This is a genomic window from Subdoligranulum sp. APC924/74 (assembly GCF_003324125.1).
GTDB lineage: Bacteria > Bacillota > Clostridia > Oscillospirales > Ruminococcaceae > Gemmiger > Gemmiger qucibialis.
In genome coordinates, this window is sequence record NZ_PSQF01000073.1 from 1 (window position 1) to 13483 (window position 13483).

Here is a 13483-nt window from a genome sequence, read left to right on the forward strand (position 1 = left end):
TTATCTGCGCTTTTGGCTTAGCATCTGCCGCACCTCGCTCGCCGTATCGGCACTTAGAATTATGCGGTATTGCCTTAAAAAGGAGATGAGCGCATGAAATGCCCGAATTGGGGTAAAATTTTGGCTGCGGCGGCGCTGTGTGCTGCGCTGTGTGCCTGCAGCAAGCCGCAGGATGTTCTGCCCGATCATACCGCCACGCCGGAAACATCCGCCACGGTTGCCCCAACTGCCACCGTTGTTCAGGCCACCGCCACCCACGCCCCAGCAGATACCACCGTGCCCACTATTCTGCCGCAGACAGCAGATGCCGGGCGCAGTTATGTGGACGACACCCTGTTCATTGGGGATTCCAACACCGTGCGCTACACCATGTACGCCGATGACACCGGAACGGCGTTTTCCACGCTGAAAAACAACATTGGCGTGGTCAGCATGGGGGCCGGTTCCATCACCACCCTGAAATGCGAAAAGTTCAAGGGAGACAGCACCCTGTACACCATTCCGGATGCCGTTGCCAAGTTGCAGCCCAAACGCATTATCATTGGTTTCGGCTCCAACAACCTTGGTGGCAGCTCCACGGATGCCACCAAGTTCATCGCACAGTACCGGGAGGGGCTGGCCGCCATCACCAAAGCGTGGCCCTATGCGGATATTATCGTCAGCGCCATTCCCCCGCTGGACCAGCAGCGGGACAACACCAACCTGACCATGACCCAGGTAGATGCGTACAACGCCGCCCTTGTGACAATGTGCGAGGAGGACGGCTACAAATTTTTGAACACCGCCGAAGTGCTGCGGGATGACGCCACCGGCTGGGCTAAAAAGGACTATACCCTTTCGGACGGGGTGCATCTTTCCAAAGAGGCTGTCACTGCCTATTTTACTTATGTGCGCACCCACGCTTACGTCACGCAGGACCGCCGCCCCGAAAGCACAGTCGTCATCCCGGAGCCGGACGGCGTACCGCTGGGGTTAATCTCCTCGGATCCGATCGCCGTGCGCGGCGCTAAAGTGCCGGTGGAATTTGTGGCCACATCCGGCGGCAGCATCAGCGGTTCCACCAGCCAGAAAGTGAAAAAGGGCGGCACCTGCTCCGCCGTGAAAGCCGTACCCGATGCAGGCTGGAAGTTTGCCGGGTGGACGGCATCGCTGGGGGCGGCCTCCAGCAGTTCTTCCCTGAGCTTTACCGTGCCCAGCAATGCGGACGCCAACGGCGTGATTGTGACAGCACACTTTGAGCCGGACGAACACGAACATGAATTTGTGGAAGTAAAGGATACCCGCATTGAGCCCACCTGTTTGGAATACGGCACCGTAAAAGTCAAGTGCACCATCTGCGGCAAGGTAAAAGAAAAAGAACTGCCCGCCCTGGGGCATGACTATGACAAGGGCGTTATCACCTTGCAGCCCCAGCCCGGTGTAGCCGGGGTGATGACCTACACCTGCCAGCGCTGCGGCTACATCAAAACAGCGCCCATTGAACCGCTGCCCACCGCAACGCCGACAGCTTCGCCCACGTCACCCCCTTCACCGACACCGGCAGTTACCCAGACGCCGGAACCTGTTGTCACACCAGAGCCGATAACTACCCCGGAGCCTACGCAGGAACCTGTCATTACGCCGGAGCCCGAACCGACGGGTGCACCGGAGCCGGTAATTACCGCGGAACCGGCCCCTGACCCAGAGCCGCCGCAGGAAACCGAGCCTGCCAGCGAAGCCCCCACCGAGGTTCCGCAGGAATAACCCTGATTTTTTGATTGCATTTATTTTTGATTTTTTGAAAAGAAGAGGAACTTAATCTTATGAATGACCCCAGCCAGCAGCACATTGGCACCCCGGCGCTGATCCGCCGGTTTACCCCTTACCTGATGCGATACAAACGCATTTTGATTTTTGATTTGTTCTGTGCCGCACTGACCACTTTGTGTGATATCGTGCTGCCTAAAATTATGAGCTACCTAACCAACGCCGCCACCAATCCCGGCATTGTGCTGACGGTTGATGCGGTGTTAAAGCTCGCCCTGCTGTATCTCATTTTGCGGCTGATTGATGGTGCCGCACAGTATTTTATGTCCGGCACCGGCCACATCATGGGCGTTTACATTGAGACCGATATGCGGCGGGATGCCTTTGCCCACCTGCAGCGGTTGAGCCACACCTATTATTCCAATACCAAAGTTGGGCAGATCATGGGCCGCATTACCAACGACCTGTTTGATGTGACCGAATTCGCCCACCACTGCCCGGAAGAATTTTTTATTGCGGGCATCAAAATTGCGGCTTCGTTCATCATCCTGTGCGGGGCCAGCGTACCGCTGACTTTGGTGGTGTTTGCCTGCGTGCCCTTGATGGCGGTTGTATCCATCAAGCTGAACCTGAAGCTTCGCGCCGCGTTCCGCCGCCAGCGGTTCCAGATCGGCGAGCTGAACGCTTCGATTGAGGACAGCCTGCTGGGCCAGCGGGTTGTGAAGGCGTTCGCCGCGGAAGAGGAAGAGAACAAAAAGTTCGAGCAGGGCAACACCGCGTTCCAGACCATCAAGAAGAAAACCTACCATGCCATGGCCGCGTTCAACACCTCCACCCGGCTGTTTGACGGGTTGATGTATCTGGTGGTCATTGTGGCAGGCGGCCTTTCGCTGGTATATGGCACCATCAGCGCTGGCGATTTGGTTGCCTATGTGCTGTATGTTTCCACTTTGATTGCCACCATCCGCCGCATTGTGGAATTTGCCGAGCAGTTCCAGCGCGGCGTGACCGGCATTGAGCGCTTTTTTGACATTATCGATACCCCCGTTGAGATCACTGACGCCCCCGACGCCAAACCGCTGCAGGTGGAAAAAGGCGGCATTGAGTTCCGCGATGTGAGCTTTGAATACCCGGACGACCACAACAAGGTGCTGCGTCATGTAAACCTGAACATCCGCCCCGGCGAGAATCTGGCGCTGGTTGGGCCTTCCGGCGGCGGCAAAACCACCCTGTGCAACCTGATCCCTCGCTTTTATGATGTGACCGGCGGCGAGATTTTAATTGACGGGCAGGACATCCGCCATGTTACCCTGAGCAGCCTGCGCAATGCCGTTGGCGTGGTGCAGCAGGATGTTTACCTGTTCAGCGGCACGGTGGCCGAAAACATCGCTTACGGCAAGCCGGGTGCCACGCGGGAGGAGATCATTGCCGCCGCCAGGCTGGCCGGTGCTGATGGCTTTGTGCGGGAGCTGAAAGACGGGTATGATACCTATGTAGGCGAACGCGGGGTCAAGCTTTCCGGCGGGCAGAAACAGCGCATCAGCATTGCGCGGGTATTTTTGAAGAACCCGCCCATCCTGCTGCTGGACGAAGCCACAAGCGCGCTGGACAACGAGAGTGAGATTCTGGTTGGGCAAAGCCTGGATAAGCTGGCCAAGGGCCGCACCACGCTGACGATTGCCCACCGCCTGACCACCATCAAAAACGCTGACCGCATTCTGGTGCTGGGCAAATCCGGCATTGAGGAAGAGGGCCGCCACGAGGAATTGCTGGCAAAGAAAGGCATTTATTACCGCCTGTGGAACGGGCTGGTCAGCGGGCAGACGCTGTGATGGAAAAGCGGACGCTATGCCGCTTTGTTCCGATATAAAGGCAACACCGCACAATTCCCGCCTTGCGGCTTAAGCACCGCTCCGGCAGCTGCGGCACGGCATCTGCGTCGCCAAAATGCTCGATAATGTCGGGTTGCGGTACCCGCATCGTGCTTCGGGGGCAAAAGCCCCTCGCACTCTGCGACCGCTGCCCCTGCTTCGGTTCGCTGTTTCCGCCACTGGCGGCGCTCACCTTTGCAGCATCCAGTATTATCTGCGCTTTTGGCTTGGCATCTGCCGCACCTCGCTCGCCGTATCGGCACTTAGAATTATGCGGTATTGCCTAAAATATATAATGCAGAGCCACCCCGCCGTTGGGGCAGAAGTTTCCCGCGGCGGGGTGATTTTTGTGATTTTATAGGGAACGGTTTTGAGCGTTCTATTATCTGCCGCCTGTTTCCAACACATAACAAACCCAATATTTTCTGAGCGGCACACCGCGATCCGCCACCATTATTCATTATTATTTATTTTTTCCTGTCTCCTCTCCGCCCAATTTCTAATTCCTAATTTCCCTCTCAGTTCCGACTTCCTCCCTCCTTAATTGCCTCACCATTCTCCCCGTATTCAGCCCGCAGGTCAGCAGGTTAGAGGCTGTCATGACCGCCAGAAAGCCCGGCATACCGTATTGCGGCATCAGCCACAAAATGCCTGCAATGCGCAAAATGGAATCCAGCACCGAATAGCGGAAGGTCGCCAGCTGCTCCCCCATGCCTTTTAAGATCGCATCCACCATGCTTTCCAGGTACATAAAGGGCGCCACAAAGCCCAGTACCTGCACATAGCGGCCCGCCTGGGCATCGTGATAGAGCAAAATGGCGGCATCCTTGCCAAACAGCATCAGCGCGGCCCCCACCAACAGCGAGAACCCACCCGTCAACCCCATGGCAAGTCGCACAAGGCGGCGCAGGGCAGCGGTATCCCGGGCGGTGTGGGCACGGGTGATCTCCGGCATCAGCAGGCCGGAAAGTGCCGCCAGCACCGAGAACGGAAAAAAGATAAGCGGCAGTGCCATGCCTTTTAAGGAACCATACTGCGCCACGGCTTCGGCGCGGGTGCCAAGGTAAGCGGCAAGACAGGCGGGGATCAGCACGCTTTCCCCTGCCTGCAAAACGCTGGCCACCAACCGGCTGCCGGTCACGGGCAGCACAATTTCCCACAGCTCCCGGCTGGTATAGCCGCGGGGCGGGTCATCGGCGCATGGGCGGAAGCTCGGTTCCTGCCGGGCAAACAGCGCCATAATGCCGCAGGAGACCGCCTCGCTGACAGTATTGCCGATGAGCACCGCACAGCAAGCGTAAGCCGCGCCCCAGTGGGCCAGCTTTACCAGCGCCAATGCGGCCACGGCCATCCGCACGGTCTGCTCCACCAGTTGGGCAATGATATTCGGTTCCACCCTTCGCCGCGCCAAAAAGCACCCCCGCAGCGCCCCGGCCGCCGCAATAAACGGCAGGCTGGGGGCCAGCGTACACAGCCCCAGCTCCGCGCGGGAATCATGCAGGGCAAAGCGGGCCAAAGGGTCCGCCAGCGCCAGCTGCGCCAGCATGGCGGCGGTGCCCAATACGGCCGCTGTTGCCGCAAGGCTGCGCAGCGTCGGGGCCATGCCGCGCCCACGGGTCAGGCACTGCGCACCCAGCCGTGTGGACGCCACATTGATGCCCGCCGAAGCCAGCGAAACAAACACCATATAGACGGATAAGATCAGCTGGTACAGGCCCATACCCTCCGGTCCCAGGCGCGCAGCCACAAACACCCGGAACACCATGCCCAGCGCCCGCAGCGCAAAGCCCGCCACTGTCAGCAGTGCTGCATTTTTCAGATAAGTTTTCCCCCGCAGTGCCGTTTTTGCCGCCCCCTTTGCCCGTATAAAGCCAGTATATTCTGCATTGCTGCGGTTTATGGCAGGGTTCTATGAAGAAGTATCACCCATACAATTCGGACATTTTTGCTGGTTTGGCGTACTATTCGTTTTGATAGTACTTGCATTTTGTGCTCTGACGCGGTACACTAATAAAGTGCGGCCCATGCCGCAAAACGGAGAACGGTGCCGAAGCGGGGCAGTTGCAGCGCCCCGCCCGGCACAGATAAAAGGAGCTATACCCACATGAGTGAAGCATGTACCCACGATTGCAGCAACTGCCACGCTGACTGTTCCAGCCGTGCGCCGCAGCATGAACCGCCGCACGCAAAAAGCCACATCAAAAAAGTGATCGGCGTTGTTTCCGGCAAGGGCGGCGTTGGCAAAAGCATGACCAGCGCCATGATGGCTGTTTCCATGCGCCGCAAAGGCTACAAGGTCGGCGTGCTGGATGCTGACATTACCGGCCCTTCCATCCCCAAATTGTTCGGCGTTCATGGCCCGGCCATGGGCACCGAGGACGGCATCAACCCGGTGGAAAGCCACACCGGCATCAAGATCATGTCCATCAACCTGCTGCTGGAAGATGAGGAAGCCCCCGTTGTGTGGCGCGGCCCCGTGATTGCCGGTGCGGTCAAGCAGTTCTGGCAGGAAGTGATCTGGGACGACGTTGACTTTTTGTTTGTCGATATGCCTCCGGGAACCGGCGATGTGCCGCTGACCGTGTTCCAGACCCTGCCGGTAGACGGCATCATTATTGTATCCAGTCCGCAGGAGTTGGTCGGCATGATCGTTGGCAAGGCTGTGCAGATGGCCGAAATGATGAAGGTTCCCATCCTTGGCATTGTGGAAAACATGAGCTATGTGCTCTGCCCGGACTGCGGCAAGCATATCAACGTGTTTGGCGACAGCCATGTGGACGAGACCGGCAAGAAGTACCACCTGCCCGTGCTGGCCAAAATGCCGCTGAACCCCGAATTTGCCAAAGAGGCGGACGCCGGCATGATTGAAACCTTTGCCGGGGATTATCTGGACGGCGCAGCAGACGCTGTAGCCAAGCTGCTGAAGTAACTTTTTTATTTTGGAATCCGGGCCCCATGCCCCGTTTGCAGCCTGTGTGGGGCATGGCCCTGAAAAATTTATCCATACAGGAGGAAACACATTATGAAAAAGTTCCTGGAAGAGTTCAAAGCTTTTGCCCTGAAAGGCAACATGATGGACATGGCCATCGGTGTTCTCATCGGCGGCGCATTCTCCACGCTGGTCACTTCTTTGACGGACAACATCATCAACCCCATCATTGGCATTTTGTTCCAGACAGATTTCAGTGATGTTGTGCTGCACCTGCCGTTTGGCATCAACCTGGGCATCGGTGCATTCATCTCTGCCGTCATTAACTTTATCATTCTGGCATTCGTTCTGTTCTGTATGCTGAAAACCATGAACAAGCTCATGGACCTGGGCAAGCATGAAGAAGAAAAGCCCGCCGAGCCGGAAGCCCCTAAGGCCCCGACGCAGGAGGAGCTGCTGACCGAGATCCTGGCTGTTTTGAAAGAGCAGCAGGCTGCAAACGGCAAATAACACACCGTTTTGCTCGGCAGTTATTGCCGCAGCTTAATTTTATTAAGTTTGGTCCTTGCAAAGCAAAGCAAATAAGGTTTTTGCGTTAATTTCATAAAAATCTTTTGTTTGATGATTGCCATTCCCCTACTGGTGTGGTATAGTACATACAAGAACAAAGACGTTCCCACAAACGGGTTAGTGTACCCGTTGGGGAACGTCTTTTTTCGTATCTATGCCAGGGTGGGAAATGTGCGTTCCCGCCCGGCCCCGCAGGAATTTACGGGAAGGAGCAAAAACGGATGGAAAACTTTACAGAGCGCAAGGCCCCCGCCGGGCTGTATGATCCGCGGTTTGAACATGACAACTGCGGCATTGGTGCAGTTGTGGATATCAAGGGCCGCAAAACCCACAAAACGATCGACGATGCTTTGCAGATCGTGGAGCACCTGGAACACCGTGCCGGTAAGGATGCCGAAGGCAAAACCGGCGATGGTGTCGGTATCCTGCTGCAGATCGGCCACAAGTTCTTCAAAAAAGCTGCCGAAGAAGCCGGCATTACGCTGGGCAACGAGCGTGACTACGGCATTGGCATGTTCTTTTTCCCACAGGAAGAGTTGAACCGCAACCAGGACAAAAAGCTGTTTGAGATCATCTGCAAAAAAGAGGGGCTCAACTTCCTTGGCTGGCGCGAAGTGCCCACCTGCCCGGAAATTTTGGGCCACAAGGCACGTTCCTGCATGCCCAGCATCTGGCAGGCATTTGTGGAACGCCCGGCCCGCGTAAAGCCCGGCATTGACTTTGACCGCAAGCTTTATGTTGCCCGCCGCGTGTTTGAACAGTCCAGCCAGGATACTTATGTGTGCAGTCTTTCCAGCCGCACCATTGTGTACAAGGGCATGTTCCTGGTTAAAGAACTGCGCCTGTTCTATCCCGATTTGCAGAGCGAAGATTATGAATCTGCCATCGGCATGGTGCACAGCCGTTTTTCTACCAACACGGCACCCAGCTGGAACCGCGCCCACCCCAACCGCTTTATCCTGCATAACGGCGAGATCAACACCATCCGCGGCAACGTGGATACCATGCTGGCCCGCGAGGAAACCATTGGTTCCAACTACCTGAAAGAGGATATGACCAAGGTTCTGCCCATTGTGAACCAGGGTGGTTCCGACTCCGCCATGCTGGATAACACGCTGGAGTTTATGGTTATGAACGGCATGGAGCTGCCGCTGGCTGTTATGGTCACTATCCCCGAACCGTGGGAAAACAACCATAGTATGGACCCCAAAAAGCGTGCGTTCTATCAGTATTACGCCACCATGCTGGAACCGTGGGACGGCCCCGCTTCCATCCTGTTCAGTGACGGCGATGTGATGGGTGCTGTGCTGGATCGCAACGGTCTGCGCCCCAGCCGCTACTATATCACCAAAGACGGCCGCCTGATCCTTTCCAGTGAGGTCGGCGTGCTGGATATTCCCGCCGAAGAAATCGTGCGCAAGGATCGCCTGCGCCCCGGCAAAATGCTGTTGGTGGATACCGCCAGGGGTGAGCTGGTGGACGACGAAAGCCTGAAAGCCGATTACGCCAGCCGCGAGCCTTACGGCGAATGGCTGGACCGCAACCTGGTCAACCTGGCCGATTTGAAGATCCCCAACGAGCGTGTGCCCAGCCACGAGCATGACGAGCTGGTGCGGCTGCAGAAAGCATTCGGCTACCAGTACGAGGATGTTTCCACCATGATCCTGCCGATGGCAAAGAACGGCGCAGAGCCTGCCGGTGCCATGGGCAGCGATACCCCGCTGGCCGTTTTGAGCCACACCCATCCCCCGCTGTTTGAGTATTTTAAGCAGATGTTTGCCCAGGTCACCAACCCGCCCATCGACGCCCTGCGCGAGAAGATCGTGACCTCCACCACCGTATACGTTGGCGCACAGGGCAACCTGTTGGAAGAGGACGCCGAGAACTGCAAGGTGCTGAAAATCACCAACCCCATTTTGACCGAAACCGACCTGATGAAGATCAAGGCCATGAAGGTTCCCGGCTTTAAGGTGGAAACCATCTCCATCTGCTACTATAAGAACACCGACCTGGAAAAGGCCATTGACCGCCTGTTCGTTGATGTGGACCGTGCCTACCGTGATGGTGCCAACATCCTGATTTTGTCTGACCGCGAAATTGATGAGTACCATGTCGCCATCCCCAGCCTTCTGGCTGTGGGCGCAGTTTCCAAGTATCTGGTTCGTACCCGCAAGCGCACCGCCATGGCCCTGATCCTGGAAAGCGGTGAGCCCCGCAAGGTTCATGATTTTGCCACCCTGCTGGGCTACGGCGCCTGCGCCATCAACCCCTATCTGGCACAGGAGACCATCGGCGAGCTGATCAATGAGGGTCTGCTGGACAAAGATTACTATGCCGCCGTGAACGACTACAATAAAGCCGTTCTGGCCGGCATCGTCAAGATTGCCTCCAAGATGGGCATTTCCACCATCCAGTCCTACCAGGGCAGCCAGATTTTTGAAGCGCTGGGTCTGAGCAACGAGGTAGTGGATAAGTACTTTACCAACACCGTCAGCCGTGTGGGCGGCATTACCATCCGCGACATCCAGAACGACCTGGAAGCCCGCCACAAGCAGGCATTCGACCCTCTGGGCCTGGATATCAGCATGGAGCTGACCAGCCTGGGTGAGCACAAGCTCCGCAGCGGCAAGCTGGCCGAAGATCATCTGTACAACCCGCTGACCATCCACCTGCTGCAGCAGGCCTGCTGGACCGGCGATTACAACAAGTTCAAGGCTTATACCGATGCCGTGAACGCCGCGGGCGGCGATGCCATGCACCTGCGCAGCCTGCTGGACTTCAATTATCCTGACGCCGGTATCCCGCTGGACGAAGTGGAAAGCGTGGATTCCATCGTACACCGCTTCAAGACCGCTGCCATGAGCTATGGCGCCCTTTCTGAGGAAGCCCACGAGTGCATGGCCGTTGCCATGAACCGCATCGGCGGCAAGAGCAACACCGGCGAAGGCGGCGAAGCCGAAGACCGTTTTGGCACCGAGCGCAACAGCGCCATCAAGCAGGTGGCATCCTCCCGTTTTGGCGTGACCAGCAAGTATCTGGTTTCCGCCAGTGAGATTCAGATCAAGATGGCACAGGGCGCAAAGCCCGGCGAGGGCGGCCAGCTGCCTGGCGGCAAGGTTTACCCCTGGGTTGCCAAGACCCGCCACTCCACCACCGGCGTGGGCCTGATCTCTCCCCCGCCGCACCATGATATCTACTCCATTGAGGACCTGGCCCAGCTGATCTATGACCTGAAATGCTCCAACCGCAAGGCTGCCATCAACGTCAAGCTGGTCAGCGAAGCCGGTGTCGGCACCATTGCCGCCGGCGTTGCCAAGGCCGGCGCCGAAGTGATTTTGATTTCCGGTTTTGACGGCGGTACCGGCGCTGCACCGCGCAACTCCATCCACAATGCGGGCCTGCCGTGGGAGCTGGGCCTTGCCGAAGCACACCAGAGCCTGATCATGAACGGCCTGCGTTCCCGCGTGCGCATTGAAGCCGACAGCAAGCTGATGAGCGGCCGCGATGTGGCCATTGCCGCCATGCTGGGCGCTGAAGAGTTCGGCTTTGGCACCGGCCCGCTGGTTGCCATGGGCTGCGTGATGATGCGCGTGTGCAACCTGGATACCTGCCCCATGGGCATCTGCACCCAGAACCCCGAGCTGCGCAAGCGCTTTAAGGGCAAGCCGGAATACATCATCAACTTTATGCGCTTTATGGCCGAGGATCTGCGCGAATACATGGCCCGCCTGGGCGTGCATACCGTGGATGAACTGGTTGGCCGCACCGACCTGCTGAAAGTCAAGGATGCCCCGGCTGGTTCCCGCGCAAGCGAGATGGACCTGACTGCCCTGTTGAAAAACCCGCTGGTGGAAAACAGCAGCGTACACTTCAACGCCAAGGATGTTTACAACTTCGGCCTGGAAAAAACGCCGGATATGCGCGTGCTGATGAAGAAGTTCAAGAAGAGCTTTGACATGGCAGAGCCCAAGCCGATGACCGTTGAACTGGAAGTTGGTAACACTGACCGCGCGTTCGGCACGATTTTTGGCAGTGAGATCACCCGCAAGTTTGGCAACACCCTGCCGGAAGACACCTTCCATGTGATCTGCAACGGGTACGGCGGCCAGAGCTTTGGTGCCTTTATCCCCGCTGGCCTGACCTTGGAACTGGTTGGCGATTCCAACGACTATATGGGCAAGGGCCTTTCCGGCGGCAAGCTGATCGTTTACCCGCCCAAGGATGTCACCTATGACCGCAGCGAGAACATTGTCATTGGCAACGTTGCCCTGTACGGTGCAACCGCTGGTAAAGCGTTCATCAACGGTGTGGCTGGCGAGCGTTTCTGCGTGCGCAACTCCGGCGCTACCGCTGTTGTGGAAGGCGTCGGCGACCACGGCTGCGAATATATGACCGGCGGCACCGTGGTGGTGCTGGGCAAGACCGGCAAAAACTTTGCAGCCGGCATGAGCGGCGGCATCGCCTATGTGCTGGATGAGGACTGGGATTTCTACACCCGCGTCAACAAGGATATGGTCAGCCTGGAGCCGGTGGAACACAAGTATGATGTTTCGCTGCTGAAGGATTTGATCCGTGAACATGTGGAAGCCACCGGCTCCCCCCGCGGCAAGGAAATTCTGGATAACTTTGGCGAGTATCTGCCCAAGTTCAAAAAGGTCCTGCCCCATGACTATGACAAGATGCTGCGCCTGATTGCCCAGATGGAAGAAAAAGGCGAAGACAGCGAGCAGGCACAGATCGAAGCGTTCTATGCAATGAAGAACGCTGCTAACAAATAAGGGAGGCGCAAACGATGGGAAAACCGACAGGATTTATGGAAATTGCCCGGCAGACCAGCACGGAGCTGCCGCCCGAAGAACGCATTCAGAACTTTAACGAATTTCACATCCCGCTGCCGCAGGATGAACAGCAGGCGCAGGGTGCCCGCTGCATGGATTGCGGCGTACCGTTCTGCCAGGCTGGCATGATGATTGGCGGCATGGCAAGCGGCTGCCCGCTGAACAACCTGATCCCCGAATGGAACGACCTGGTCTACCAGGGCAAGTGGGATCTGGCTGTACATCGCCTGCGCGCCACCAACCGCTTCCCGGAGTTTACCAGCCGGGTATGCCCCGCTCTGTGCGAAGCTGCCTGCACCTGCGGCTACACCACCGGCAGCCCTGTTACCGTGAAGGAGAACGAGCACGCCATTGTAGAATATGGCTATGAATCCGGCCTGCTGACCGCCTGCCCGCCCCCGACCCGCACCGGCAAAACCGTTGCCGTGGTAGGTGCCGGCCCTGCCGGCCTTGCGGTTGCCGATTACCTGAACAAGCGCGGCCACAAAGTGACCGTGTACGAGCGTGAGGACCGCGTGGGCGGCCTGCTGATGTACGGCATCCCCAACATGAAGCTGGAAAAGCAGGTCATTGACCGCCGCGTGAACATTATGAAGGCCGAGGGCATTGACTTTGTAACCTGCGCCGATGTTGGCGGCAGCACCCCTGCCCAGGATGTGCTGGATGCACACGATGCCGTTGTGCTGGCCTGCGGTGCTAAGCAGGCGCGTGACATCAGCGCACCGGGGCGCGATGCACAGGGGATCTACTTTGCCGTGGATTACCTGACCAGCGTGACCCGCAGCCTGCTGGATTCCGGCTTTTCCGATGGCAAGGCCGTGAGTGCCAAGGACAAAAAGGTGTTGGTCATCGGCGGCGGCGATACCGGCAACGACTGTGTCGGCACCGCCATCCGCCAGGGCTGCGCAAGCGTGACCCAGCTGGAAATGATGCCCTGCCCGCCCACAGAACGCACCGCCGCCAACGCCTGGCCCGAATGGCCCAAGGTGCTGAAAACCGATTACGGCCAGCAGGAAGCCATTGCCGTGTTTGGCAGCGACCCGCGCATTTACCAGACCACGGTCAAAGAGTTCTATAAGGACGAAGCCGGTCAGGTTTGCGGTGCGCTGATTGCCAAGCTGGAAAGCAAAGTGGTGGATGAAGCCACCGGCCGCCGCGCCATGGTGCCCACCGGCGAAGAATTTGCCATCGAGTGCGACCTGGTGCTGATTGCCGCCGGTTTTACCGGCTGCCAGCCCTATGTGGCCGAAGCGTTTGGCGTTGACCTGACCAAGCGCGGCACCGTTGCCGATACTAAGTACGCCACCAACGTGCCCCATGTATTTACCTGCGGCGATATGCGCCGCGGCCAGAGCCTTGTTGTTTGGGCCCTGCGCGAAGGCCGCGATGCCGCCGCCGAGGTGGATAAGAGCCTGATGGGCTACACCAACCTGTAACAAGCCATTTTCTTAAGGCAACACCGCACAATTCCCGCCTTGCGGCTTAAGCACCGCTCCGGCAGCTGCGGCACGGCATCTGCGTTGCCAAAA

General features: G+C 57.8%; 7 protein-coding genes. 6 read left to right on the top strand and 1 reads right to left on the bottom strand.

The features are described 5' to 3' along the window. The first annotated feature begins 93 nt into the window (after window positions 1–93). The gene (locus C4885_RS12690) at window positions 94–1743 is read left to right on the top strand and encodes a GDSL-type esterase/lipase family protein (RefSeq protein WP_114000692.1); all 1650 of its coding nucleotides are present in this window, start codon (window positions 94–96) and stop codon (window positions 1741–1743) included. Between the two features lie 59 nt (window positions 1744–1802). Further along, complete coding sequence (locus C4885_RS12695) at window positions 1803–3578, top strand: ABC transporter ATP-binding protein (protein ID WP_114000693.1); 1776 nt, start codon at window positions 1803–1805, stop codon at window positions 3576–3578. A gap of 538 nt (window positions 3579–4116) precedes the next feature. Here C4885_RS12695 and C4885_RS12700 read toward each other — a convergent pair. Next, on the bottom strand, window positions 4117–5517 hold the full coding sequence (locus tag C4885_RS12700) for an oligosaccharide flippase family protein (RefSeq protein WP_114000694.1): 1401 nt from the start codon (window positions 5515–5517) through the stop codon (window positions 4117–4119). A 204-nt stretch (window positions 5518–5721) separates the two neighbouring features. Between C4885_RS12700 and C4885_RS12705 the strand changes: the two genes are divergently transcribed. From C4885_RS12705 to C4885_RS12720, 4 genes are all read left to right on the top strand, one after another. Continuing rightward, window positions 5722–6546 carry an Mrp/NBP35 family ATP-binding protein gene (locus C4885_RS12705; RefSeq protein WP_114000695.1) on the top strand — a complete coding sequence of 275 codons (825 nt, stop codon included), beginning with the start codon at window positions 5722–5724 and terminating at the stop codon, window positions 6544–6546. Window positions 6547–6639: 93 nt separating this feature from the next. Beyond that, window positions 6640–7056 (top strand): large conductance mechanosensitive channel protein MscL, encoded by a 417-nt coding sequence (gene mscL, locus C4885_RS12710; RefSeq protein ID WP_114000696.1) that lies wholly within the window; start codon window positions 6640–6642, stop codon window positions 7054–7056. A 281-nt stretch (window positions 7057–7337) separates the two neighbouring features. Continuing rightward, window positions 7338–11894 (top strand): glutamate synthase large subunit, encoded by a 4557-nt coding sequence (gltB, locus tag C4885_RS12715; RefSeq protein WP_114000697.1) that lies wholly within the window; start codon window positions 7338–7340, stop codon window positions 11892–11894. Window positions 11895–11908: 14 nt separating this feature from the next. Beyond that, the gene (locus C4885_RS12720; protein WP_114000698.1) at window positions 11909–13390 is read left to right on the top strand and encodes a glutamate synthase subunit beta; all 1482 of its coding nucleotides are present in this window, start codon (window positions 11909–11911) and stop codon (window positions 13388–13390) included. Window positions 13391–13483: the final 93 nt, after the last annotated feature.

What these genes read in the sequence shown, in the direction of transcription:
- C4885_RS12690 (WP_114000692.1), top strand. Translation starts at nt 94, where the DNA reads ATGAAATGCCCGAATTGGGGTAAAATTTTGGCTGCGGCGGCGCTGTGT.
- C4885_RS12695 (WP_114000693.1), top strand. Translation starts at nt 1,803, where the DNA reads ATGAATGACCCCAGCCAGCAGCACATTGGCACCCCGGCGCTGATCCGC.
- C4885_RS12705 (WP_114000695.1), top strand. Translation starts at nt 5,722, where the DNA reads ATGAGTGAAGCATGTACCCACGATTGCAGCAACTGCCACGCTGACTGT.
- mscL (WP_114000696.1), top strand. Translation starts at nt 6,640, where the DNA reads ATGAAAAAGTTCCTGGAAGAGTTCAAAGCTTTTGCCCTGAAAGGCAAC.
- gltB (WP_114000697.1), top strand. Translation starts at nt 7,338, where the DNA reads ATGGAAAACTTTACAGAGCGCAAGGCCCCCGCCGGGCTGTATGATCCG.
- C4885_RS12720 (WP_114000698.1), top strand. Translation starts at nt 11,909, where the DNA reads ATGGGAAAACCGACAGGATTTATGGAAATTGCCCGGCAGACCAGCACG.